Below are 24,328 nucleotides of genomic sequence, written 5' to 3' on the forward strand. Positions count from 1 at the left end.
TGCGTAATCAAGCATTAACCGTGTCATTACGGGGAGTAAGTATCATTATCATGTTCTTGCCTTCAACCCTGGGCTCGCGTTCAATCGAGGCCAAAGAAGACAGTTCTTCCGCAAACCTCATACATAATTCTTGTCCTAGCTGGGCATGCGAGATTTCCCGACCCCGGAACATTATCGTTACTTTAACTTTATCTCCATTCTGCAAAAACCGCCTGGCATTTTTAGCTTTGACGAGGAAATCGTGATGATCGATTTTCGGACGCATCTTAACTTCCTTGACCGTTATTACTTTTTGCTTTTTACGCGCTTCCTTATCCCGTTTACTCTGCTCATACCTGAACTTTCCAAAGTCCATCAAACGACAAACCGGCGGCTTGGCCCCAGGTGCGACTTCTACTAGATCAAGGTTTTTCTCAATTGCTCTCTGTAATGCTTCTTTCACCGGTACTATACCGATCTGTTCCCCGTTTTCATCGATCAACCTAACCTCTCGAGCCCGGATTTCCTCATTGATTCGCCAGTCCTTGCTAATAAGAAATTCACCTCCTGAAAACTACAAGCGGGCCCGCTTAGCCCGCTCAATCATGTCTCCCCGTGGCGCAAAACAGTTTTGCCCAGCACCTAGCATCTACTAACCCAGTACCTTATAAGCACCCTGATCGCCATAAGGTGAGAAGCGGAGCTTCTACTTAGAAACAACTATGCTCATTGCCAGATACTAGTCTACCTTCTTGCAACCGCCTTGTCAATAGCTCCCTTGCCTCTTTTCTACCCTACTACTTTTCCTGCGATCTCTTTCTTTATCCGATTCAAGAACTCGGCAACCGGTTGCGCCCCGAGGTCACCCTCCTTGCGCTTGCGAACCGAGACCGTCTTGTTTTCCGTCTCCTTGTCTCCCACTACCAAGAGGTACGGTATACGCTGCAATTGCCCTTCCCGAATCTTGTAACCCACCTTCTCGCTCCTGAGATCGCTCTCTACCCTGAGCCCAGCTTCCCGGAAACCGGCTTCCAGTTCCACAGCGTACCCGTGATGCCGCTCGGTTATCGGAATTATGCGTACCTGCACCGGAGCCAGCCAAGTAGGAAAGGCGCCACCGAAGTGCTCGGTAAGTATTCCGATGAACCTTTCCAAGCTGCCGTAAATAACCCGGTGTATCATAACCGGGCGGTGTTTTTCACCGTCTTCACCGACATAGGTTAGGTCGAATTTCTCCGGCATAAGAAAATCAAGCTGGATGGTCCCACACTGCCAGGTCCGGTCTAACGAGTCCCGCAGGTGAAAATCGATCTTGGGGCCGTAGAAAGCGCCGTCGCCCTCATTGATCTTGTACTCCATCCCCTTCTCTTCCAATGCCTGCCGCAACGCGCCGGTCGCCTTTTCCCAGATTTCGTCGGATCCCATCGCCTTCTCCGGTTTGGTCGACAGCTCAACATGGTAGCTGAAGCCAAACAGACGGTAAAAATGATCAACCATGTCGATGACGCCTTTGATTTCTTGGGTTATCTGCGAAGGTAGCATGAAAATATGGGCGTCGTCTTGGGTAAAAGCCCTGACCCTCATCAACCCGTGCAGTACCCCTGATTTCTCGTGACGGTGTACCAAGCCTAATTCGCCCAGACGTATAGGCAACTCCCGGTAACTGTGTAGGTTCTGTTTGTAAACCAGTATCCCCCCCGGACAGTTCATGGGCTTTACCGCGTAATCTTCTTCGTCGATGGTGGTAAAGTACATGTTTTCGCGGTAGTGCTCCCAGTGTCCGGATTTCTCCCACAAAGAACGGTTGAGGATTATCGGGGTTTTGATCTCCTGGTAGCCGGCCTTAACATGTTCCTGTCTCCAGAAATTCTCCAGTTCATTCCTGATTATCATTCCCTTGGGTAAGAAGAAAGGGAACCCCGGCCCTTCATCCAGAACCACGAATAGACCTAGCTCTCGCCCTAAACGGCGATGGTCCCGCTTCTTGGCTTCTTCTAATTTATACAGGTAATCATCGAGCATAGATTTCTTAGGAAAAGAGGTGGCGTAGATCCTCTGCAGCATCTTGTTCCGTTCATCCCCGCGCCAGTAAGCCCCAGCCAAACTCATCAGCTTGAAGGCTTTGATCTTGCCGGTGGACATCAGGTGAGGGCCGGCGCAGAGGTCGATAAACTCTCCCTGCTGGTAAACGCTGATGGTCTCCCCTTCTGCCAGTCCCTCGATCAGTTCCACCTTATACGTTTCACCCAAACCAGAGAAAAGCTCGAGCGCTTCTTCACGGGAAATTTCCTTTCTCACGATCGGGTAATCGGCGGAGATAATACTCTGCATCTCTTGCTCAATACGATCAAAATCCTCAGGAGTAAACGGCTGTTCCGGATCAAAATCGTAATAAAAACCCTTGTCTATAGCCGGGCCTATCGCCAGTCGCGTGCCGGGAAACAACCGCTTCACCGCCTGGGCCATAACGTGAGCACTCGAGTGGCGGTATACTTCCCGCCCGTCCTCATCCTCAAAAGTCAGTATCTCCAGCCTCCCGTCCGCAGGTATAGGGGCAGCGAGGTCCATCAGTTTCCCGTTAAACCGAACGGCCAGAGCCTCACTCATCAACCTTCCACCTAGGTCCTGAACCACTTGAGCAAAAGTCGTTCCTTCCGGGTAATCTCTAACCTTTCCATCCCCGAGCGTGATCCTCAACATCGACTGGTCGCCTCCCATAACAATAACCTCGACAACGTGAACCGCTGCTAGTCCGCGTAGGACATGGATGTCCTGAACGTTGTTAATGAATATAGCAGACTTTGGCTGGTGCCGCAACCGACCGCGAGTGGTTCACGAGTAGTTTAGGCTGAGGAAGGACCGCAATCTTTGCTCACGGTTTCCTTTAAAGCCGCAAAAACCCCACCCAGCCCTGAAAGCTCGCTAGGAATGATGATCTTGGTAGCATTACCGTAACCGAGTTCTTTCAAGGTCTCCAGAGATTTCAAAGCGAGAACCTTCTCGTCCGCCCCCGCTTCTTTAATCATTTTCAAGCTGTCAGCGAAGGCCTGCTGAACCTTCAGAATAGCCTGGGCTTCCCCTTCAGCCTTTAGAATCGTAGATTCCTTGATTCCCTCCGCTTCCCGAATAGCAGCTTCTCTCTTGGCTTCAGCCTGGAGGATGGTTGCCTGTTTTTCCCCTTCCGCGGTAAGGATAGCCGCAGTCTTTTGCCCTTCAGCCCTTAAGATAGCTTCCCTTTTTTCGCGCTCCGCCCGCATCTGTTTCTCCATCGCCTGCTGTATGTCGGCCGGAGGCAGAATGTTTTTCAGCTCAACCCGGTTGACCTTAATCCCCCATTTGTCGGTTGCTTCGTCCAATACCTGACGCAACTTCGTATTCACGATGTCCCGTGAAGTGAGGGTATGGTCTAATTCCAACTCGCCCACGATGTTGCGGAGGGTAGTAGCCGTCAAATTCTCGATAGCCGCTATCGGGTTTGCAATCTCATACACATAGCGAAATGGGTCGGTAACTTGATAGTACACCACCGTGTCAATCTGCATAGTCACATTGTCTCGGGTTATCACCGGTTGGGGAGGAAAATCCACGACCTGTTCGCGCAGGTCTACGATGGCCCGGAACCGGTCAATAAAGGGTATCACGATATTTATGCCTTGTTCGGCCTTACCATGAAACTTCCCCAGTCTTTCGATGATCCCTACCGTCGACTGTCTGATGATCTTGATCGACCTGAACAGGATGACCAGAACAAATATTAGTAGAATCCAGGAAATAACTTCCATTCCTTTCACCTCCGGTTTTTTGCCTAACAAACCTTCCTCAAAGGAGCTTACTGGTCTGCGGGTTGGACCCTTACCTTGACTCCTTCCACCGAACGAATAATTACAGGCACACCTTCAGGAATGTCCTGGTCGGCTACAGCCGTCCACACGTCGCCGTAGACCTTGACCTGACCCGTTTCTCGCGGAGAGATAGCTTTGATGACAACCGCTCGTTTGCCGATAAGCGAATCCACGTTACTCCTCACGTCCCTGGTTTCAAAAAACTTCATCGCCAAAGGCCTGGTGAAAACCGTAAAAAAGACGGTAAATCCTGCGAAAACGGCCAGCTGTGCCGCCAGCGATTTAGTCAGGCCAACCCAGGTGAACAAAGCCACCAAAAGCGCAGCCAAAGCCAGCCACAAGAACCAAAACCCGACTGTTAGTATTTCGACGATTCCACACGCCAAAGCTATGACCATCCAGACCACATGGCTCACGCCTATTCCTCCTCTCCCGTGAAGTTGAAGTGACATCGCTGATTTCAGTGCAAGCAGTTGTTCCCGACCCTTCTCGTAGACCTACCTTCGCACAACATCTAACAGGATATTCGCCTTTAGGTCGTACAAATCCTTTATAAACGTTGGGAAAATGTCGGAATTACAGACAACATCCGTAACCAAAACCTAGGAAAGTGACATAGGAAAGCGACAAAAGAAGATGTTTGAACGGCAGGAAAAGACAGCCAAATTGCCACGACACTACTGATGTCACGACCAGATATAGCAGTAATGCTAAGGTCCATTATGGCTACATGGTATGTTAGTGTTCATCCGCGAACATCAGTGTGCATCTGTGGTTACATTTTCGGAACAAAAACTTAAACGTCGCCTTTCTTGATCAAGCTTTCGCGGCAACGATCGCATCCGGTACAGGTAACGATTTTCTCCTTGAAGACCTTCTTTATGATCTTTATCGACTCATTGCAAGGCAGCTTTCCACTGCTTCCATGCAAGACAACCCGGCGGGGTGCTAACGTTATCAACACGCTCACCAACACGTCGTCAGTGCTTATATCGTCAGTGAATATTTCCTCCAGACATCCCCGCACATAGGTTTCGTCTAAGGAATTTCCACTTTCATCCCACATCGAGAACCCCCCCGCACCTGTCATCATTAAATTTACTTCCAGCACGCGGGATGGCTGCGAGTCGACAAAATAGCGCAGTAACTTGACAAATTCGTTATATTTCTTCTCGTTGTTCACTTCCTCCCATGCCAAGTCAACTGCAAACTGTATTTCCTTCAAGTAATCCCTTAAGTAAAAGCTTACAAAACCGTCCAAAATGAGCATGTCATGCTCTAAGAGGTGATCAAGGACCCGGTGAGCTATCCTGCTCTTACGGCCAAACCGCATCAAAAGACTCAGGCTCTCGCTGTCATCGCAACATCTCATGAAACTAAGGGCCTTTTCCAGAATCAACGACCTTTCTTCCGGCAAAAGGCCTCGGTACGTTTTGTCCAGCCTGCGTTTAACCAACTCTTCTTCCCACAAACTGATGATATGTTCCGCCACAATCTCAGCCAACTGGTACTTAAAAATGTACACGAAGTCCTCTTCTCGAAATAAAACCCCTTTCCGTGGATAATGCAGGGTCACCAGCAAACAGTGATACCTGTCCTGCTGCTCGTACCTGGTCTCTATCGAACAACCCCTTTCTTTAAGCCAGTTGAAATTATGGTGCAATTCTCGTTCAAGACTATTAATTGCTATACTACTGGCTATTCGCATCCTGTAAGTCATCGCTAGCCCTCCCTGCAGTTGATACTCTAATTATATGTGAGGGCCAATCCTCCTATACGAACACGCCAACCCCAGAAAAAACTACCTGAGAAGGTACGACTGAACACAACAGGTCTCTGTCTCCAGACTGCATGAAAGGTGTGCCTTTGAGGGGTCTTTATAGTTGTATTGTCTATCACGGTGATGTCTCGGCAGAAGCTAAAAGCTCGGTTAAAGTTACAAACCTGTAACCCATTTTTTGGTATTCATTTATCAGTATAGGCAAAGCCTTTACTGTCAAACTCCGGTCAAGCCGGCCATCGTGGGCAAGAATGATTATTCCAGGATGAGCCTTCCCTACTACCCTATAGGCCATGTCCCTGGGATCCCTAAAAGCGCGGTGTTCCACTCCTATGTCCCATAGAACGGTTTTCATCCCCAGCCTCTGCGCAATTTCCACAACCTGGGTATTGAATAAGCCTCGGGGTGGCCGGAAGTATCGGGGAGCGCTTCCAGCCGTAATTTCGATGACTTTCTGGGTAGTCTCCAGCTCCTTCAATATCTCCGCCCCGTTCTTTTTACCCAAATCCGGGTGAGTATAGCTGTGATTCTCTATCTCATGTCCCTCTTGTAACTCCCTCTTTACTATATCAGGATGCCTTTGGACCGACTCGCCTACCACAAAAAAAGTAGCGTGTACGCGGTGTTGTTTTAATATGTCTAACACTTGAGGAGTATAGCGAGGATCCGGCCCGTCATCGAAGGTTAAAGCTACCAACTTTTCCTTGGTGTGAACGTGATGTATCACCCGAGAGTCGAACCAGTACCTGAGAACGAACAGGTTTTGCCCGGAATAGATGTTGTCGGCGGGATAGGCCCATATGTTCTCCTTCAGCCAGACCCCGGTTGTGATCATCGCAGCCAAGGTAACAATCACCTGTAATATGACCTGGCTCGTCTTGCTCACAAAAAACACTCCTATTTTGACTCGTGTTTCATGCTTGTGACTTTCTTTGCCCTATTCCTATCCCCACCAAACCGGGCGTAACCGTACTCCCTATCTGGAAACACCAAACAGTAGACGCGTTTAATAAACGGCCTTGGGATAAAGCCAGGCGCTAATGGTGGCAATAACCAGCACATCTAGAACCAGTATACCGAAGCACCTCAATACTACCGGATTACCCGTGACCAGAAACGAGCGTAGCAGTTCCACCACGTACGTCAAAGGATTTACTCTGGCAATCAATTGAAGCCAGTGCGGCATAATGTCCAGTGGATAAAGGGCATTTGATGTAAAGAAAAACGGCATGGTAAATAGCTGCCCCACTCCCATGAATCGTTCTCTTGTTTTCAGCAAAGCAGCCATGCTCATGGAAAAACAGGAGAAAAACATGGCCCCCATTACAATGGTTATTAATACCCCCACAACCTGGAGCAAGCCCCAGTTCAAGTGAATACCGGCCAGTAATGTCAATAAGGCTATCAAGAACGCCTGAACCAAGGATCTTATGCCTGCGCCCAACGCCTTTCCTACCACAAAGCAGCTCCTGGGAAGCGGCAGCACGAGAAACTTCTGCATCAGTCCCAAGTCACGCTCCCAGATAATAGAGATACCGAAGAAAATGGACGTGAACATCATGGATTGGGCCAAAATCCCAGGAGTTATGAAGACCTGGTAGGAAACGTATCGATTAGAAAGAACACCGAACTTCCCAAAGGCTTGCCCGAAAATCAAAAGCCACAACAAGGGCTGCACGGATCGCACCAATAGTTCAGTCGGATCATGCCTGATCTTTAAGAGCTCCATCTCTGCTACCGTGGTTACCCCACGCAACCAGTCCAGCACCAGGGTCATGGGGGATGGTAAATCGGGTCGGTATTCAGCCGAGACGCCGGGCAAAGCGTCGGGTTCGCCGCAGTTCACGAAAACTTCCTCCTTCGTCATAACTCTCTTGAGTGAAAAAGCGAAATGCGTCCTCTAGAGTTGCATCTGTCCTGCCGGTAGCGCGTTTCAGCTCCTCGGGACTCCCCACCGTCACCAGTTTGCCCTGGTTCATTATCCCAACCCGGTCGCATAGTGATTCGGCTTCCTCCATATAGTGGGTAGTTATCAGTATACTGAGCGACTGGCCGGTACGGATGCCTTTAAGCATATCCCAGACTGAGCGCCGGGCAACGGGATCCAGCCCTACGGTAGGTTCATCGAGAAACAACAGGTTCGGCCGCGTAAGCAGGGCTTGCCCGATTTCAAGCCGACGCACCATACCGCCTGAATAGTAGCGAACCAGCTGGTGGGCCGCGTCCTGAAGACCGAGGAACTGCAAAATCTCGTCTATTCTCTCTTTGCGGCACTTTCTGGGGACCCCAGAAAGCTTGGCGAAGATCATCAGATTTTCGTAGCCGGTAAGATACCCGTCGACCGAGACAGCCTGGGGCACGTAACCGATGTATCTACGGGCTAGGCTAGGTTCGGTAACAATGTTAAAGCCCATAATCCAGGCAACACCAGAAGTAGGAGGCAAAAGGGTCGTGAGCATCCGGACAGTAGTAGTCTTGCCCGCACCGTTAGGTCCTACTACCCCGAAAATCTCCCCTTCCTTCGCCGAAAAAGAAACCCCATCGACCGCCACCTTGGTTCCAAACACCCTGCTCAAGCCTTCTACCCGCAGAGTGTATGCGCCGCTATCCTCGCCGTTTTTTACCAAGCCTATCCCTCCCGCAGCAAGGCCCTTCCAGGTCTGCCCCGTCTCGGCATTTTCCTTTGGTCCTTATAATAACATTCAGCCCATTCAACAGAGCCATAAGATTCTCATTCAAGGCATCCAGGTTTAGGCTGTCGCCTTGAGCAACTGCTTCTCTTAAGATGAAGGCTCGGTACTCGAAAACCTGCCTGCACAGTTCTTGCCCTTTTGGGTTGGGAGCAAGGTACACCGAGCGCCGGTCCGATTCTTTCCGCCAGCGGTTTATCAGCCCAGCTTCCACGAGGCCATCCACCAAACCGGTCAGCGTGGCCGGAGCCATTCCTAATCGCTTTTGGATGTCCCCCATGGTTGTAGGGTGATTTTCGTTTACGTCTTGAAGAACAATAAACCGGGCCATAGTAAGCCCCTGCTCGGAAAGAAACTTCCTGGTGTACAGGTTGATCCTCTGAAATACCCGCCACAGTATCTGCTGTAGTTCCTGAACCTTGTCAAATGATTCGCTCATTATTTAGCCTCCCGTATATTTAGGAAACCAAATTATTAGTCCGCTGTCAAGCTGGTAGGTTACAGAAAAATGCGCCGAACCCGGTACAGGGGGTTTCTTTGAACTAGCAAACCGGAACTGGAGAAAACCGCTTAACTGTCGGGTTGAAGCCGAGCAGCAGGTGGCGGTTTCGCCTCCGTCAATTTAGGAGAAGAAGATTCGTTGCCCCCTTTTGGCGCATCTGCATTGCGTATTTCTACCACGTAGATAACCCGGGGCGCAGCCACAACCCGAGGAAATATCATTCGAGACTTGACAGAATATGTTCTTCCCTCCGGTATGTAGTTCTTAATCTCACTGTATGTTTGCTGGCTTAGGACCGCAATCAGCTTTCTGCGGGAATAACGGCCTACCGTTTTCACCCAAGTCACCCTTACCTGAGCTGCTTCTCTCCCGCTCTTGTCCGAAACCAACACATAACTTTGATGGCTCAAAGTAAGCAGGTACGGTAATGGCTGATTTTCTAAAGGCAACCGCTGGTCAAGCAATACCACGCTGTTGCTCCCAGCTTCCTCGTCCACGATGGACATCACCTTCAAGGCCGCGCGATTTGACAGGTTAGTGGAATCCAAACGCCGGCAGTAAGTATAAAATGGTATGACCTGACAGCCTATCACCAATAACAAAACGGCTGTTACCGGTGCCGCGATTGTTTTCGTGTTAACAACTACATCCTTCAGTTTCTGCCTTACGAAAAAGGCACCGGTTACCAAGCCCAGCGATATTAGCACCACAGCGCAGATAACTTCCGGCATAATATAGCGCGTAGCCAGATAGAAGGTGTAGCGATGATTTATCCAAGGAATGACGAGTATCCCTGAAAGCAGCATACTCAGCAGCAATCGCTCTCCTTGGCGGTAAGCAAAACAGCATCCGGCCAGAAGCAACACAGATGCCAACACCAGTAAGGGGTTTTGTAGATATTCCCACAGATGGTTGTGACTAGCATACGTCGAACTTACGGCTCGCATCAATTCGACCAAGAGCTGGGTAAGGTTAACCAGGAATGAATGCAGTCCCGGATGATGTTCCAAGGCATAACCTTTGTGGGAAAGCCAAGTAATGCTGCCGCCACGCGAAATAATGTTGTAATAAATCATGTTGGCATAGCCAGCTATAAAAACCACCACTGCAGCCGCGTACCATCGCGCGGTTAGTTGGGTTTTGCGGCGAAAGGCAGGGGAAAATACATAGACAGCTGCTGCTAAAACATAAATAATCGCCGAGGAATGGGTTTGCAGAGTGGCGGCCCACAAAAGCGCGGCTGCCAGCAACCACTTACCGTTCTTTTCGTCTTTAGCCTTCAGCGTTGCCAGCAGAGCCAGGGAAAAGAAAAATGGAGTGGTGCTGTTGGCCCAAGCCATATGCGTAACCAGCATGTGCATTCCGTTGGTCAGTAAAAGTGCAGCTGCTAAAATGCCTGTATACCGGTCAAACATTCTTTTCCCTAGAAAGTAAACAACGACCACAGTTAAAGCCCCAGTTACTGCGACGTATAAACGGGGAAGGTATATGTTAGGGCCAAACAGCTTAAAAAGTCCTGCCAGGACGTAGTTATGCATGGCTCCAATATCGTGAGCCACATTGTGCAACGGCAGAATCTGGCCCCGGTATATAGCGTATGCCAAATTTACCTCTTTCAGTTCATCTATATACCGCGGAACCTGCCACAACCAAGGCAAGCGCACCGCCAGGGCGGTTGCGAACAACATCACCGCAATCAACAGCTCCGTAAGGCAGTTGCCTCTGTCGGGTAACCCGTACACGTTCATCTCTAGAGCTAGCCGGACCCTAAAGACATCCCAGGTCATTTGCAGTGGTGCCAGCAGACGGTTTACGCTTGATCCCTCACAGTCCACTGCTGTAACCGGAACTAACACCAGGTCGAAATTCAGTGCCCGCACCAGCGCCAAAACCTCCACATCAAAGGCAAACCTGTTCACTCGTTGACGCCCAAACACCTCGCGGGCTGTTGCCTGAGTAAAGCCTTTCAAACCGCACTGCGAATCCCTTATTCCCGGCAGAACCAAAGCCTGAACCAGCAGATTGAAAGCGCGTCCCATTAGGTGGCGCAGAGCTTTTTCATTTCTTAACCGCTTGCCACGTCCGGCATTACGACAGCCTGCAGCTACTTGGTGCCCTTCTCGTAAGGCCGTCACTATCTGTTCAATGTGTTCGACGGAGAACGTCTCGTCCGCGTCAGTATAAACCACATACTCTCCTCGAGAAGCCAAAACTCCGGTCCTTACTGCCGCTCCCTTGCCCAGATTACGCGGGTGGCTGATGCACCTGATTATCGGGTACTCCAGGGCCAACATCTCGGCCAAATCCCTGGTATTATCTGTGCTGCCGTCGTTTACAACAATAATCTCCACCGGAAAACGCCGCGGTGCTAATTCAGCCAAGCGCTTCAAGCGTCCTGGCAAGCGTGATTTCTCATTATAAGCGGGGATCACAATGCTGACCAGGCCAGGCATTACTTCTGGAGCCAGTCGCACTGTACCGTCTGCTTCATCAGTCTCAGTAGAAACAAAAACCCACAGCCGATAGGCCGCGAAGTTCCATGTCGCGGAGAACACGGTTCCCAGCAACTTGCCGGCGTTGAGCACGATGTACACAGGAAGAGGTATCCAATATACCAGCGCGGAAATACCGCTGACCACCGCACTATTGATGAGCATACCGACAATAGTGGCCGGTATAAACCGAACTATCTCTTTAGGCGCATGCTTCCCCCTGGTTTGAAAGGTCCAGCGTCGGTTCATGAAATAGCTGTTGGCGGCCGCAGCACCAACAGCCACGATGTTTATCAGACCGACCTGCCAACCACTGCGTGCGCCGGTGAAAAAAACCAAAATATTGAACAGCCCGAAATCGATGAAGGTGTTGACTACCCCGGTAATGCTGAAGCGAACCAGTTGTCTGCACAAATCTCTCATAAGGATTTCCGCCTGAACCGTGTCTTCGTAGGAGACGATAGAAAAAGCGGCTTTACTACCTCCTCAAATGTCCTTTGAAGCTAGTCTCGTGTATCGACCGGTTGCTTTTCCTCAGGGTCTGTTTGACGAGGATCAATATCAACTCCCACGGACCAACGTTCCCAAACATAGGGTATCCTCCTTTTTACTCACTAATACAGCCGGAGCAGGATACTTGCTCCGGCTGTACTTTAGTTTTCCGCATTATCCCTCTTCACACTACTTCTTGACAGGCTTTACTGCTTTCTTCGCTTTCACTTTGACGATTTTGTGCCGGTCTTCGACTGCCTTTTTTAGGACGCATTGACTTTTCAAGTAAAGGGAATACGCGAAGCAAAAAGGGGTTCCGAAAGACAAAGACGGCTATGAACAGACACAAAGTGAATAACGAAGAGGCGATCGGCGGGCTAAGGAACTTAGAACAATCACCGTATAACAGGAACCAGTGCTTTCCCTATCCTGCTCGACGCGTTTCGATGTTTCCCTGCCATGTTGCCATTCGTAAAGTCAAAAACTGACTAATTGTGTAGAACCATTGAGCCAGAGCAAGGCTCCCGTTAAATGGTATTGATTGTAATGCCTCAATAATTTCTTATCGGGTGCTGGGGAGGTAAGGACTACCACAACTGCTTCGATCAGTCTTAATATGGAAGTATTGGATGCCCAAGCTACCGAACAGCTGCAAGCAAAACGCTACGAGCGCACAGGCGAACGTTCGGGTCACCTTCAAAAATAAACCCATGTTACTGGAAGGATTTCCAGGGATAATCAGTTTCAAAATGAGATATCTTAAAACAGGAGGTGATAACGGTGCGGGCTCTCTGGAGAGGTTCCATCAGTTTCGGCCTGGTAAACGTGCCGGTAAGAATGTATGCGGCCACCGAGCGGAAAAGCGTAAGCTTCCGACAGATCCATAGGGAATGCGGCACTCCCATACGCTACGAGAAGGTATGCCCGGCGTGCAACCGGAAGGTCGAGGAAGATGAGATAGCTCGGGGTTACGAATACGAAAAGGGAAGGTTTGTAATAATCGAGGACAAGGACCTGGAAGCCATACCCGACGAAACCACCCGCACCATCGATATTATAGATTTTGTGGACCTTAAAGAAATAGACCCGGTATATTTTGATCACTCCTATTTTCTCGGGCCCGAGGAAACCGGGCAAAAGGCTTACCTCCTGCTCTTTGAAGCCCTGAGAAAAACTGGAAAAATCGCCATAGCAAAAGTCACGATCCGAGCCAAACAGAGCCTGGCGTGCCTGAGGCCTTACGGTGAAAACCAGCTGGTGATAGAGACCATGTTTTATCCCGACGAGGTCCGGGATGCGGGGGAAATAACCGTCTCGCCGGGAATAAAGCTGCATGAAAACGAAATCAAAATGGCGGTGCAGCTTATCGATTCCCTAGCTGCCGAATTCAGGCCCGAAAAATACACCGACGAGTACAGGAAGGCCCTGCTCGATATAATAAGGGCCAAAGTGGAGGGCCAGGAGATAAAAATACCCGCTCCCCGGGAGGAGAAGGTTGTGGACCTCATGGAAGCCCTGAAGGCGAGCCTGGCCATGGTGGAAGAGGAAAAAGGAAAAAACAGACTGCCGGCCGGGGCAGGAAAAAGAGGGCCACTTCATAACCCCAGTTCCACCCGCTTGATGACCGGGTGTCTGAGATAACCTTTCTCCGTGTAGTCGTAAAATTCCACTTCAACGGAAGCTGACGGTAGTACCCATACGAGATTTTCCCTTCTTTCCACGGCGGGCGGATTGACGAAGGGACAGGTATTTTCGGCCCTCCGGGATAGAAAGTCGTAAAGAGCCCTGCCCGTTTCCTCATCGAGGCCGCTGGAAGCCCGGCCTATATAGATTAAGTCCCCTTCCACAAGCTGGCCGAGAAAGAGGGACCGCACCTGCTTCCCTTCTGCTACAAACCCCCCCACCAGGGCGGTGGTCCGCTGGCGGTTTTTAATTTTAAGCCATTTTGCACTTTTCTTTCCGATCTGGTAGGTACTTTCCAGTCTTTTGGCCACTATGCCCTCCAGACCCTTTTCCCTGACGATTGCAAAAAGGGCCTTCCCACGTCCCTTGAAGGTATCGGTTACCACCACCGGGTCCGAAGATTTTAAGGTGGATCTCAATATCCCGTCCCGCTGCCAAAAGGGAAGGTCCGCCAGGCACTTATCTTTTAGGTACAGGATGTCAAAGACCACATAGGTCACCGGTATTCTGGTGGCCAGGTGGTTTATGGTGCGCGCGTCGGTGGCCCGGTCACGCCTCATCAGCTGGTGGAAATTGGGCTTATCGCCGGAAAGGGTTACGATTTCCCCGTCCAGCACGGCGCTTGTGCCCCTAAGGGCCTCCTTCAACGCATCGGCCACTTCGGGATACTGGGCGGTGCGCTTTTTCATCTTCCGGTTGAAAAGTTCCACCGGCCCGTCCAGGTGGGCTATTATCCTTGTTCCGTCCCACTTTATCTGAAAACCGTAGTTTTCATCGTCAAAGGCCTCCGGGTGGAAGACCGGTTCCATGGGAATGAAGGGGGTTCCCGGCTTTATCACAGGCATCACCATACATATTCTGCCCCTTTCATAAAGAATAAAGAAACAAGGTAAATACTATAGTAGTATTGGGAAGGTGTTGTGTTTGCCGGTGGTAGTCGTTGAAGGCGAAAAGCTGGAACTGACAAACCTCTCAAAGGTGATGTGGCCTGAGGAAAATATAACAAAAGCTGATTTTATCGATTACTGCGTGCGGATAGCTCCCTACATTCTACCCCACCTCAAGGATCGCCCCCTGGTTTTCACGCGCTACCCCGATGGAATATACGGAAAGGCTTTTTACCAGAAGAACGTACCCGATTACGCTCCGGACTGGCTCATGACTTACGATGAAGAAATTAATGACGGCAACCGGAGGAAGCTGGTCAGGTATGTACTCATAAAGGATCTGAAAAGCCTTGTCTGGGCCGCCAACCAGGCCAGCCTGGAGATGCATCCCTGGCTTTCCCGGGCGGGGACCATCGACCACCCGGACTTCGTGGTCTTCGATCTTGACCCCATGGAAAATACAGGTTTCGAAGATGCCCGGCAGCTGGCGCTAGCCTTGAAAAGATTGCTCGAAATGGAAGGGCTGAAGGGCTTCCCCAAGACTTCCGGCGCTACCGGCCTGCAGGTCTACGTGCCGGTGGAGGCCAGGTACACCTACCGTCAGGTCAGGACCTTTGCCGAATTCTTCTGTAGGGTGCTGGAAAAGACTTTTCCGGAAAAAGCCACGACGGAAAGGAGTATAAAAGACCGCAGGGGTAAAGTGTACCTGGATTATCTGCAAAACGTGAAGGGCAAAACCCTGATAGCACCGTACAGCCCAAGGCCTCTGGCAGAAGCAACGGTTTCCGCACCGGTCACATGGGATGAACTGGAAAGCGGCGCGGTGCCCTCCATGTTCAAAATCCGGAACATGGCTGAAAGGCTGGAAAAGATGGGGGATCTGTTCAGGGGTGTCCTGGAAGAAAAGCAGCGCATAGACCGGCGGCTGCAGTAACAGCTTCAGGATTATTTTAACAATTTCGTGGGGCTTGGCCGTTTGCGGCTATTCTTCGAACTCGAGTTTGTGACTCCATTTGTTACTCCCTTGTTACTCCGCATAGAAGGAAAGTCCGATATCTAGGAATTTGTCGAAGGGCAAATCTTCTGCCGTATTTTTTCTACAAACTAAAAAAAATCCCGACATATCGGGATTTTCTCGTGTTCAATATGGTGGGCGCTACAAGACTCGAACTTGTGACCCCTTCCGCGTCAAGGAAGTGCTCTCCCTCTGAGCTAAGCGCCCACTTGTTCCACGTTTATAATATTACCACGTATTTTCTAAAAATCAAGCACCATTCCCGGTGCTTGTTTCAATACGAATTGCTCATTCTCTCCTGTTAACCGAGGTTCCACCCGGTCTTCATTACCTGGATGTAGGTTTAATCCTCCTCGCCAGTTCCTTTATCTCGTCGGCAAACCCGGATATAGGCCGCCCTTTAGCGATCGCACTAGCCAGGTCGCGGATGCGCTTGACCAAATCCGGATCACTGGTCACGTTAACGGTCGATAGCCGGGGCTCAGCTGACTTGAGCTTTTTCTCCACTTCCTTTTTAACCTTATCGGTTTGGGCTCCTTTAACGTCCGGGGTCAGATTCACACCTACATAGGCGTTCGGTTTGGCTCCAGTGGTATCGATAACTACGTAAGCTTTGTTGACGCCTTTCACTTTCACCGCTTCCTGAGCCAAGCATTTGGCTATTCGGTCGGCTTCGGTTGCGGTAATGGTTGATGTTACGGGCTTCTTCTGGGGTTGCGTTACCGTTTTTCGAACGGTGGCGGGTTTCTTGGCTGGAGTCGTCTTTTGCGACTTCTCACACCCAATTGCCCCGGTAAGAATGAACAACAACGTTGTAATCAAAGTTAACACGCGAAGCCAGCTTTTTTTCATTTCAGCCTTCACCTCCTTTCCTTATCATAGTTTGGTGAGAAGTCGACCATATGAAACTGGAAATTATTCACGGCATTGACTAGTAGTACACAAAATAGAATTTTGATAAGAAGGGTTCGCCCTGAAACACCTTCATCGGCAAATTCGGTCTATCGATAGGGGTGTTGAACCTTGATTCTCTTGCTCCGCAAAAGAACATGTATCGTTATTCTGGGGCTTTTATTTCTTCTGACGCTTTCATTGTTGGTGAGATTTGTCTTGCCTTGTAAGACTGTGCCCAGTACTGCGATTCCGAACGTGGTGCCAGAAGTGAAAACATCCACCTTGGTCATTGCCATGACCTTTGACGACGGTCCTGATCCTGAAGGGACACCTGCCGTCTTACAAGTTCTGAGCAAACACCAGGCTAAAGCTACTTTTTTTATGATAGGCAAACAAGCCGAAAAATATCCGGACCTAGTTCGACGGGTTCACCTTGAGGGGCATGAGATTGGTAATCACGGATATCTTCACAGTTACTCGCTTTACCGGAATGTCTCGAAAGCTATGAAAGACATTGAAGAAACCCAAAACCTCATTTATCGTTTGACCGGTCGTCGGCCTGCTCTTTACCGTCCTCCTGGAGGGTATATTTCCGAGGAACTAGCCCTGGCCCTAGCTAAAAAAAGCATCACAGTCATCACGTGGTCTTGGATACAAGATACCAAAGACTGGCGTTCGCCACCAGCCGATATTCAAGCCGGACACATCCTACACTACGCCAAACCTGGTCAAATACTGATTTTTCACGACGGCGGGCCCAACCGCGGGGAGACTATCAAGACCGTGGACATGTGCCTCGCTAAATTAGCCTCCCAAGGCTATCGGTTTGTAACCGTCAGCGAGCTCATTCAGATGAAGGGAAACTAGGAATAAATACACACGATAGTAAATACCCATTAGAGTAAGAATGGCCTATAGCGTAACAAGAGAGTTCATTTTTCGGCCACCTTATCCTCATAAGGCCCTCAGCGTGAGGCGAAGCACACGCCCGTTTTTCACGTCTAGCCATTAAAAAAGGGGGATGACGATGAGACCGGCAGTCTTCGGTTTCTATCATATGACTCGAAAGGCCAAACTTACAATTCTCACCCTTGCCGTGACAGTCTTCTTCACCACCGGCGTGGTGTATGTACAGGCCTATCACAAGTTGAAGCCAATATTCGAAGTCCCTACCAATAAAAAAATCGTTGCACTAACTTTTGATATCAGCTGGGGTAATACAACACCTATGCCTGTAATCGAAATCCTTAAAAAAGAGGCAGTTAGGTGCACGTTTTTCTTGTCAGGTCCTTGGGTACGACAGTATCCGGATATACCGCAGAGGATAAAAGCTGACGGGCACGAAATCGGAAGTCACGGCAATCGTCATGTAAACCTTTCTACCCTCTCCAAAGCGGAGATCAAGAAAGAAATTGAAGAAGCTCACAAAGCTATTCAAGAGGTAACCGGGATAGAACCGAATCTAATCCGCACCCCTAACGGCGATTACAACGACACAGTCATACAGACCGCAGAAGAGTGCAACTACCGAGTTATCCAGTGGAGTGTTGATTCGTTAGACTGGATGAATCCCGGCGTCGACATCATAGTGGAAAGAGTTACCAAGAAGGTCCACCCTGGGGCTATTATTCTAATGCACGCCAGTGATACCTGTAAGCAGACTACCGAGGCCCTGCCTAGAATAATCCAAGGACTGAAAAGAGAAGGTTACGAACTGGTAACGGTTTCTGAATTACTTAGGGAAGCAGAGAAACATTGATGTTCCGGGAAATATCCTTGCAATACACATACAGAACTAAAGCTGGGCTTCATTGCCCAGCTTTAGTTCTATTCACCAAACCTATTTATCATTTCTAACACCATTCGTAAGAACGGCTTCAAGTCCTCCCGAGCCCGGATTCCTGCCTTGAAGCCCATTTCTGGGAACTTCCCGCGGCTCCTGATTTTCACTTCTATAGTGCAATAAGCATTATCTATACCTTCGTCGGCTTCTAAACCCTCATCATCGTTTTCATCCCAGTCTTCGTCATCAAGTTCCTCGTCTTCATCGATGGAGTCGTAGAATTCTTCGGCCTCTCCTAACTGCATGTTTTCATTTTCATCCAATATCTCTGATACTATCCACAGTATGTCCGAGCAACTCAAGTTCATCTCGTCCCGCAGACGAAGAATCTCGTTTGCCACTGGGGTTATCTTCAACAGATCCGACAAGTTCACTGGTTCACCCTTTTTCCATCTGTCTTTCACCAGCCTCACCTCCAAAGCTAACACTACAACCGACCCCATTCAGATTATACCATACTCTAATTCCTCCCCTTTGTCCATAATCAATTTCATCTTTTTGTTACTAATATATGTAAGGCCCGGATCAGAAAAACCGGGAGTTTTTCCCGGCTGTTAAATCTTAACCGGTCCACCATCCGTCCAACCAACAGTTTGCGCTATTCATTTCAGCCCATCGGCAGACTGAAGGAAATCTCGCAGCTCTCTCACCACCACGGGCAGTGGAACTATTCTTTCCTCCACCCGGGTAACCTTGCGGCCGTAGAAGTACATCTCGTCTCTCCGCTCACCCAAACCTCGGTCAGCGCGGGCAAAACCCTCTATCCCGGACAGCCATTTTCTGGCAATCGACAAAGGCAGGTGGAAGCAGAACCGATAATTATCGCTTTCGATGATGAATTCTACCAATGAATAATACTCCCGTTCCAGAACTTGCACCTCGCACTTCGAACAATAGCCGTGGTGTTCAACGTATTCCCTATACGAGTACCCGTTCGACCGGGCTGTACTACAACAGTCCTCGCACAACCATACGTGAACCTTGTCTTCACCAATCAAATACACGCACCGGACCTGATCCGGGTACCGGTTAACTATACGCTCCAAAACCTGGCTTTTCAAAGGATATAGTTCATCGCGTTTTTCTGGATAAGCCTTGGCATAATGATTCAAGTGAAAAAGGTAGTAGCAGGCTTTTAACAGGTGGAAATCCGGGAGATCAGCTATCATTCCTATAAATCTATCGTGGCGCCGGGCAACAACCTGCCGCTTTTTCCATTCCCAGGCGGAGACCTTAGTCCTCGCCTTGTCCCTGGTCTTTATTTCCCTTATCTCAGCCAGTACTTCAGCCACATCTATCGATTCCAGCTGGTTTTCGGCAAACAAATACCCGATTCCTCCGCTCCTGCAGCGATAAGTATCGGCCACCGGTAGATAACCGTAGTCCACCATATCTTGGACCTGACTGTTAGTAATTCTCAGTTTCTTAGCTACCTCACTGGTTTTCAACACGCACGCTCCCCCCAGGTCACCGTTTAGATCAAATAAACCCCCTGGCTTTTCACGCGTTTTATATAGAATACAACAAAAATGGGTAAAGATAAATCATACCGAAACCCGCGGTCGTTAGGAGGTCACGGCGTGCAAAAGAACTGGTCTACTGTTTTTGCTCTTTTCCTTTCGTGCTTTATCATCTCCCTGATCGTCTCTCGCTGGCTGGTACCCTTCCCCCCACCGGCAAAGAAACCTGTGCCCCCCGCTCCCTCCCAGCCCTCACCCACATGGGTAATGGTCATTAACCTGGCCAAGCAACAATTGGCTACCGCGTATACAGAGTCACCCGGTTCCCGGCCCACAGCCAGCGGCCAGCCTTATCGTCTTGGTTCAGTAGCCGTACACCCAAAAACACCTGGAGGTAACCCCTTGGACCCGATCATCCCTTTCGGCACTACCATTCACCTTCTCAACCCGGGATACATGACTATTGGGGGGCAGAAATTCACCGACTTTGAAGTCACAGATACTGGCGATGTGAACTGGTCCCTACGCGGGGAATCGCCTTTTTGGATCGACGTTTATTACGGCCCTACCAGCAGCTGGACCTTTCAGCAAGCTTCTCAACACGGAGTAACCCGTGTAGACTTTTACTGGTTTCACCTAGTTAGTCATTCGGGGCAAGCTGATTGACTGGGCCCTTACCCGGCCGGCGAAAAGCTGCATAGTGGTTTGCCTGAGGCAAAGTGCTGATTGTATAATATTGGAATCGTTTTGCTAATGCAGTACTTTATATTCGTCAGTAAGAATGATAAAATCATAGTCAATAACAACAGTGCGGTTTGTCCAGATCTGGATATTGATAACTGAATATATTAGATGCAGGAGCGACGGGATTACGAGAAGGAGGAATCAACGATAGACATCTGGAGTATATCCATGTTGCTTTTGGCCGTGGGGTTAGTAGCCTTGAACGCGTTTTTTGTAATGAGTGAATTCGCGCTAGTAAAGGTTCGAAGAACCCGCTTGCAGGAACTCGCCGACAAAGGGAGCCGTAAAGCGCGACTGGCTCTGGAAGCGGTTGAAAAGATATACCCTTATTTGTCGGCAGCCCAGTTGGGAATCACCATGGCCTCGCTTGGATTGGGTTGGATAGGGGAACCTGCTATTGCCCGCTTGATTAGCCCGTTGTTTGTCGACTTGACAGAATGGTCGCCAGTTTACACACACACGGTCGCCGGGATAATAGCCTTTATTCTGATAACTCTGTTTCACATCGTTCTGGGAGAACAAGTGCCCAAGTCCGTTGCCATAGAAAAAGCAGAGGGGATTGCCCTCTTCGTCATCAGCCCTTTGCGGTTCTTCTATCGCTTGTTCTACCCAATTGTATGGGCCTTTAATGAAGTTGCTCGTCTTATACTGGGAACCATGAACATTAAGCTGGCAAACGAAGCTGACCTCGCCCACACCGAGGAAGAATTGCGCATGCTGGTTTCGGCAAGTCAGGAACAAGGCTACCTCGACATCGTTGAAGGCAATCTTCTAAGTAAGGTATTCACTTTTTCGGATCGCGTGGCTAGAGAAGTTATGGTACCACGCCAGGACATAATCTGCTTGTATACAGATGACACTTATGAAGAGGTGCTGGAACTCATCCGGCAGCATGGCCATACCCGCTATCCCCTCTGCGAAGGCGACAAGGACCACGTAATCGGACTCATTCATATCCGCGACATCCTCGAGCTCGCGGGATCTCCCCTTCCCCTAAACATCGCTGACCTTAAGCGTGACATACTCATCGTCCCTGAAGGGATGCTTATCGCTGAACTAATGCAGAAAATGCGCCAATCTCGAACCCATATGGCCATCGTAGCCGACGAATTCGGCGGAACTGCGGGTCTGATCACCATGGAAGATATTTTGGAAGAACTCGTGGGCGAGATTTATGATGAATTTGATCTGACGCCTCCGGAAATTGTCAAGAATGAGGAAGGAGAGTACGTCATCAGTGGGCGCGTCCTTTTAGAGGAACTGGAAGATTTCCTGGACATCGATTTCGATGAGGACGATGAAGTCGATACCATCGGCGGTTTGATATTCTCCCTCCTGGGTAGAAAACCGCAAGCGGGCGATTACGTTGACATAGGTAAATACCGTTTTGAAATTTCTGAAGTGGATGGTATGAGAATTCTCAAGGTACGGGTATACGAAATATCGCCTCCTGATTTGGGATCAGGTTCCGAAACCCCGGTTGGCTGAATTAGAACGCAGACGAGAATGGAGGCCAACTATGAAATCTAGAAAAGAGTTGTTCTTTTTCGTGCTCACCACAATCGTGCTCGTAGCGGGGATGATAGGTTTTTTGGTAGTGCTTGCGAGGTGAAGCCGGGAGCCCATCGATGTTCCCGGCTCCTGTTTAACCGTGTAGCATACCGCCCTGTTGAACTGGCTGCCGGCTGTTAGTTCTGGCCCGTACGCGGAAATGATTGATGAGGTTTAGTCCACCCAAAACCAAAAAAATGAAGCCGGTAATCCGGTTAAAAGTACCCGGGCCTATGCGTCGGGCTAAATGTGCTCCTACGGTAACCTCGATGATCACGCATGAGGTTAAAGCCAAAAGACTTGCGGCCAAGATGAGCCAGCGTTTACCGGGGCTGTTGCTGCTCATAAGGAGAACTGCCACCTGAGTTTTGTCCCCTAATTCACACATGGCAATCAGAATACAGGTTGTTACCAACGTGATGATCTGGTCATGCACCGCGCGTCCCCTCACTTTTTAGCCGAGCTTCATCGCTTGGATTTGTCCCACCATTCCGCCAACCAACATCAAGCCCAAAGCCACAAATACGATACCTGTAAGTATCCTAATAGTGTCCGGCTTGATAAACCTAGCGATTATCTTGGTACCAACTATCACCTCTATAAAAGAGGCGCAGCCCAGAGCCAGGGCTGATCCCAAGCCAACCCACCACAGGTGTGCTGGTTTAGCCCCGGCCAACAGCATGGTGGTGATTTGAGTCTTATCACCCATTTCGGACAAAAACACGACCCCGAAAGCCAGCAAGAAAAGACGCAAACCATCGCTTACCGCCAAAAACTTCGCCCCCTTGATGATTCGCTTGTTTTTCAGTTAGCCCTAGCGCCCCCCCACCCGTACTCAACTGTGAAGACCTGGCACAATCTGACGGGCAGGCAAATCAAGTGTCCACGAAAACTTCAACGTTGTCACAAAAGAGAATAAGACTGAGCAGGGTCTTCGGGTCTACACAGTACCATTACACAGTACTATATGTGGTCTGTACCCAGAGTGTTACCATAACACGAACCGTTCTGCCCTAATCCACATATTATATAGCAACCGACACGAGAGGAGGTTAATTATGCCCTACAGCGACGGATTAACTTACTATTACTTCGGGAGCAGACTTCTCCGCTTGACCAGCCCTTATACCCGCGGCACCGATGTGAAAGTCCTGCAATCGCTGCTCAACTACTTCAAAGATCCTCTGGGTATACAGCTTTTGACCGAAGACGGTATCTTCGGGCCGAAAACCGAGTCAGCAGTAATCAAGTTTCAGCAATATGTCCAAATAAGCGTGGACGGAATTGTCGGCCCTCAGACCTATTGGTGTTTGGGACAACCGACGGGCAAGTACGCACAGGGCAGGGTGTTCGGGTCTCGCACTCTGAGGCGAGGCAGCAGGCACACAGATGTATGGATTCTCCAAAACCGGCTTAACGCCAAGGCCAAGAAATACGCCGTTGCTCTGGGAGGCCCGGCTGACGGCAACTTCGGTCCTAAGACCGAAACCGCGGTTAAGCTTTTCCAGGGAGATTCTGGAATCTCTGTTGATGGAGTAGTGGGTCCGGTAACGTTCGATCAGCTTTTCACCCGTACCTTTATGGGAGGCAGGAATTTGCAAAAAGGCAGGAACGGCATCGATGTTTTCGCCTTGCAGAAAAAGCTGGTAGCTTTGTCGTATAATCCAGGACCTTGTGACGGTAAGTTTGGACCCAAAACCGAAGCGGCAGTCATAAAATTTCAAAAAGATGCCGGCATAGCCGCAGATGGAATCGCAGGTCCCCAGACTTATTACAGCCTGGGCATAAAGGGAACCTAATCCGGGACTTGATACAGATGCAGATCCTCATGACACCCCGCGGTGCTACCAACGGAGAATGAAAACCTGGTCGATTTAACAGTGATGAAAGATTTTTGGTCTTGAGAGTCCTCGTACGGCACTCAAAGATTGTTCTGATTTGCTTGCGATTGTAACCCATTATCCATGCCCTGGCTAACATTCTCACTCATGTCAGCCTTATTGAGTGCCGGACGAGGGCAATATTTTTACCCACACCTGGCGCTGGCGAGGTCCGTCGAACTCACAAAACATTACGCCTTGCCACGTACCCAACACTAAATGACCGTTATGTATCAATACGTTTACCGAGGACCCAACTAAACTGGCCTTGATATGAGCATCCGAATTTCCTTCCAGGTGCTGGTAATAGCCGGTTTTGGCCGGAATTATCTGGGCCAAAGTCGCCAGTATGTCCTGTTTTACTGTGGGATCCGCGTTCTCGTTAATGGTGATGCCCGCGGTGGTATGAGGCACAAACACTGTTACGACTCCGCTGGTAACCCCTGATGATGCAACTAATTGCTCAATATTCCCGGTAATATCTATGATCTCCGTTCTCTGTCTCGTTTTAACACTCACAGTAAACATCAGTTTCACCTCCTTAGCATCCAAACTCCCCAATTCTTCATTCTCCATTCTTCATTCTTAATTCTT

Annotated in this window: 25 protein-coding genes and 1 tRNA gene; 7 read left to right on the top strand and 19 right to left on the bottom strand. The window is 49.6% G+C overall.

The features are described 5' to 3' along the window. Nucleotides 1–7: 7 nt before the first annotated feature. From infC to SLIP_RS12105, 10 genes are all read right to left on the bottom strand, one after another. The gene (infC, locus tag SLIP_RS07420; RefSeq protein ID WP_148216543.1) at nt 8–532 is read right to left on the bottom strand and encodes a translation initiation factor IF-3; all 525 of its coding nucleotides are present in this window, start codon (nt 530–532) and stop codon (nt 8–10) included. Between the two features lie 236 nt (nt 533–768). Further along, the gene (gene thrS, locus SLIP_RS07425; protein ID WP_013175663.1) at nt 769–2,679 is read right to left on the bottom strand and encodes a threonine--tRNA ligase; all 1,911 of its coding nucleotides are present in this window, start codon (nt 2,677–2,679) and stop codon (nt 769–771) included. A 143-nt stretch (nt 2,680–2,822) separates the two neighbouring features. After that, a complete protein-coding gene (locus SLIP_RS07430; protein ID WP_013175664.1) occupies nt 2,823–3,761 on the bottom strand; it encodes an SPFH domain-containing protein in 939 nt (312 codons plus the stop codon). Between the two features lie 47 nt (nt 3,762–3,808). Continuing rightward, on the bottom strand, nt 3,809–4,237 hold the full coding sequence (locus SLIP_RS07435; RefSeq protein WP_013175665.1) for an NfeD family protein: 429 nt from the start codon (nt 4,235–4,237) through the stop codon (nt 3,809–3,811). Between the two features lie 380 nt (nt 4,238–4,617). Next, a complete protein-coding gene (gene ytxC, locus SLIP_RS07440; RefSeq protein ID WP_013175666.1) occupies nt 4,618–5,541 on the bottom strand; it encodes a putative sporulation protein YtxC in 924 nt (307 codons plus the stop codon). Nucleotides 5,542–5,716: 175 nt separating this feature from the next. Then, nucleotides 5,717–6,487 (bottom strand): polysaccharide deacetylase family protein, encoded by a 771-nt coding sequence (locus SLIP_RS07445; protein WP_013175667.1) that lies wholly within the window; start codon nt 6,485–6,487, stop codon nt 5,717–5,719. Nucleotides 6,488–6,607: 120 nt separating this feature from the next. Beyond that, nucleotides 6,608–7,447, bottom strand: coding sequence for an ABC transporter permease (locus tag SLIP_RS07450; RefSeq protein ID WP_013175668.1), 840 nt, complete (start codon nt 7,445–7,447; stop codon nt 6,608–6,610). Further along, on the bottom strand, nt 7,404–8,228 hold the full coding sequence (locus tag SLIP_RS07455; RefSeq protein WP_013175669.1) for an ABC transporter ATP-binding protein: 825 nt from the start codon (nt 8,226–8,228) through the stop codon (nt 7,404–7,406). Before SLIP_RS07455 ends, SLIP_RS07450 begins: the two co-directional genes overlap by 44 nt. Beyond that, a complete protein-coding gene (locus tag SLIP_RS07460; RefSeq protein WP_013175670.1) occupies nt 8,206–8,730 on the bottom strand; it encodes a MarR family winged helix-turn-helix transcriptional regulator in 525 nt (174 codons plus the stop codon). Before SLIP_RS07460 ends, SLIP_RS07455 begins: the two co-directional genes overlap by 23 nt. A 131-nt stretch (nt 8,731–8,861) precedes the next feature. Further along, the gene (locus tag SLIP_RS12105) at nt 8,862–11,708 is read right to left on the bottom strand and encodes a glycosyltransferase (RefSeq protein ID WP_013175671.1); all 2,847 of its coding nucleotides are present in this window, start codon (nt 11,706–11,708) and stop codon (nt 8,862–8,864) included. 849 nt (nt 11,709–12,557) lie between these two features. Between SLIP_RS12105 and ku the strand changes: the two genes are divergently transcribed. Beyond that, complete coding sequence (gene ku / locus SLIP_RS07470; RefSeq protein WP_013175673.1) at nt 12,558–13,418, top strand: non-homologous end joining protein Ku; 861 nt, start codon at nt 12,558–12,560, stop codon at nt 13,416–13,418. On the opposite strand, the gene SLIP_RS07475 is transcribed toward ku, so the two are convergent. After that, nucleotides 13,373–14,311, bottom strand: coding sequence for an ATP-dependent DNA ligase (locus SLIP_RS07475; protein WP_013175674.1), 939 nt, complete (start codon nt 14,309–14,311; stop codon nt 13,373–13,375). The two genes, ku and SLIP_RS07475, sit on opposite strands and share 46 nt — an antisense overlap. A gap of 79 nt (nt 14,312–14,390) precedes the next feature. On the opposite strand from SLIP_RS07475, the gene ligD reads away from it, so the two are divergent. Next, on the top strand, nt 14,391–15,281 hold the full coding sequence (gene ligD / locus SLIP_RS07480) for a non-homologous end-joining DNA ligase (RefSeq protein ID WP_242649155.1): 891 nt from the start codon (nt 14,391–14,393) through the stop codon (nt 15,279–15,281). A 213-nt stretch (nt 15,282–15,494) separates the two neighbouring features. Here ligD and SLIP_RS07485 read toward each other — a convergent pair. After that, nucleotides 15,495–15,569, bottom strand: a tRNA-Val gene (locus SLIP_RS07485). Between the two features lie 120 nt (nt 15,570–15,689). Next, complete coding sequence (locus tag SLIP_RS07490) at nt 15,690–16,214, bottom strand: YhcN/YlaJ family sporulation lipoprotein (protein WP_013175676.1); 525 nt, start codon at nt 16,212–16,214, stop codon at nt 15,690–15,692. 258 nt (nt 16,215–16,472) lie between these two features. Here SLIP_RS07490 and SLIP_RS07495 point away from each other — a divergent pair, with 258 nt between their 5' ends. Then, the gene (locus SLIP_RS07495; protein ID WP_169303758.1) at nt 16,473–17,123 is read left to right on the top strand and encodes a polysaccharide deacetylase family protein; all 651 of its coding nucleotides are present in this window, start codon (nt 16,473–16,475) and stop codon (nt 17,121–17,123) included. Between the two features lie 160 nt (nt 17,124–17,283). After that, nucleotides 17,284–18,015: a polysaccharide deacetylase family sporulation protein PdaB gene (pdaB, locus tag SLIP_RS07500; protein WP_013175678.1), complete on the top strand. Its 732-nt coding sequence runs from the start codon at nt 17,284–17,286 to the stop codon at nt 18,013–18,015. Nucleotides 18,016–18,083: 68 nt separating this feature from the next. Here the strand turns inward: pdaB and SLIP_RS07505 are convergent, their stop codons facing one another. From SLIP_RS07505 to SLIP_RS12600, 3 genes are all read right to left on the bottom strand, one after another. Continuing rightward, nucleotides 18,084–18,503 (bottom strand): hypothetical protein, encoded by a 420-nt coding sequence (locus SLIP_RS07505; RefSeq protein ID WP_148216546.1) that lies wholly within the window; start codon nt 18,501–18,503, stop codon nt 18,084–18,086. Between the two features lie 198 nt (nt 18,504–18,701). After that, a complete protein-coding gene (locus SLIP_RS07510) occupies nt 18,702–19,550 on the bottom strand; it encodes a hypothetical protein (RefSeq protein WP_013175680.1) in 849 nt (282 codons plus the stop codon). 122 nt (nt 19,551–19,672) lie between these two features. After that, entirely contained in the window at nt 19,673–19,894 is a 222-nt protein-coding gene (locus SLIP_RS12600; RefSeq protein ID WP_148216547.1) for a hypothetical protein, read from the bottom strand. Between the two features lie 67 nt (nt 19,895–19,961). On the opposite strand from SLIP_RS12600, the gene SLIP_RS12605 reads away from it, so the two are divergent. Both SLIP_RS12605 and SLIP_RS07520 read left to right on the top strand, forming a co-directional pair. Further along, on the top strand, nt 19,962–20,225 hold the full coding sequence (locus tag SLIP_RS12605; RefSeq protein WP_148216548.1) for a hypothetical protein: 264 nt from the start codon (nt 19,962–19,964) through the stop codon (nt 20,223–20,225). 246 nt (nt 20,226–20,471) lie between these two features. Next, nucleotides 20,472–21,791, top strand: a complete 1,320-nt coding sequence (locus SLIP_RS07520; RefSeq protein ID WP_013175682.1) for a hemolysin family protein — start codon at nt 20,472–20,474, stop codon at nt 21,789–21,791. 157 nt (nt 21,792–21,948) lie between these two features. Here the strand turns inward: SLIP_RS07520 and SLIP_RS07525 are convergent, their stop codons facing one another. Next, nucleotides 21,949–22,290: a TMEM165/GDT1 family protein gene (locus tag SLIP_RS07525; RefSeq protein ID WP_013175684.1), complete on the bottom strand. Its 342-nt coding sequence runs from the start codon at nt 22,288–22,290 to the stop codon at nt 21,949–21,951. Between the two features lie 18 nt (nt 22,291–22,308). Next, nucleotides 22,309–22,626 (bottom strand): TMEM165/GDT1 family protein, encoded by a 318-nt coding sequence (locus tag SLIP_RS07530; protein ID WP_013175685.1) that lies wholly within the window; start codon nt 22,624–22,626, stop codon nt 22,309–22,311. 286 nt (nt 22,627–22,912) lie between these two features. On the opposite strand from SLIP_RS07530, the gene SLIP_RS07535 reads away from it, so the two are divergent. Beyond that, nucleotides 22,913–23,653 carry a peptidoglycan-binding domain-containing protein gene (locus tag SLIP_RS07535; protein WP_013175686.1) on the top strand — a complete coding sequence of 247 codons (741 nt, stop codon included), beginning with the start codon at nt 22,913–22,915 and terminating at the stop codon, nt 23,651–23,653. 198 nt (nt 23,654–23,851) lie between these two features. On the opposite strand, the gene SLIP_RS07540 is transcribed toward SLIP_RS07535, so the two are convergent. Next, nucleotides 23,852–24,262 (bottom strand): secondary thiamine-phosphate synthase enzyme YjbQ, encoded by a 411-nt coding sequence (locus tag SLIP_RS07540; RefSeq protein WP_148216549.1) that lies wholly within the window; start codon nt 24,260–24,262, stop codon nt 23,852–23,854. Between the last annotated feature and the right edge of the window lie 66 nt (nt 24,263–24,328).

It is taken from the genome of Syntrophothermus lipocalidus DSM 12680 (assembly GCF_000092405.1).
GTDB lineage: Bacteria > Bacillota > Syntrophomonadia > Syntrophomonadales > Syntrophothermaceae > Syntrophothermus > Syntrophothermus lipocalidus.

Bases quoted from the DNA above. Each gene is read 5' to 3' on its own strand.
- SLIP_RS07535 (WP_013175686.1), top strand. From the start codon at position 22,913: ATGCCCTACAGCGACGGATTAACTTACTATTACTTCGGGAGCAGACTT.
- SLIP_RS07430 (WP_013175664.1), bottom strand. From the start codon at position 3,761: ATGGAAGTTATTTCCTGGATTCTACTAATATTTGTTCTGGTCATCCTG.
- ytxC (WP_013175666.1), bottom strand. From the start codon at position 5,541: ATGACTTACAGGATGCGAATAGCCAGTAGTATAGCAATTAATAGTCTT.
- SLIP_RS07475 (WP_013175674.1), bottom strand. From the start codon at position 14,311: ATGGTGATGCCTGTGATAAAGCCGGGAACCCCCTTCATTCCCATGGAA.
- thrS (WP_013175663.1), bottom strand. From the start codon at position 2,679: ATGTTGAGGATCACGCTCGGGGATGGAAAGGTTAGAGATTACCCGGAA.
- SLIP_RS07520 (WP_013175682.1), top strand. From the start codon at position 20,472: ATGTTGCTTTTGGCCGTGGGGTTAGTAGCCTTGAACGCGTTTTTTGTA.
- SLIP_RS07540 (WP_148216549.1), bottom strand. From the start codon at position 24,262: ATGTTTACTGTGAGTGTTAAAACGAGACAGAGAACGGAGATCATAGAT.
- pdaB (WP_013175678.1), top strand. From the start codon at position 17,284: ATGAGACCGGCAGTCTTCGGTTTCTATCATATGACTCGAAAGGCCAAA.
- SLIP_RS12105 (WP_013175671.1), bottom strand. From the start codon at position 11,708: ATGAGAGATTTGTGCAGACAACTGGTTCGCTTCAGCATTACCGGGGTA.
- SLIP_RS07490 (WP_013175676.1), bottom strand. From the start codon at position 16,214: ATGAAAAAAAGCTGGCTTCGCGTGTTAACTTTGATTACAACGTTGTTG.
- SLIP_RS07460 (WP_013175670.1), bottom strand. From the start codon at position 8,730: ATGAGCGAATCATTTGACAAGGTTCAGGAACTACAGCAGATACTGTGG.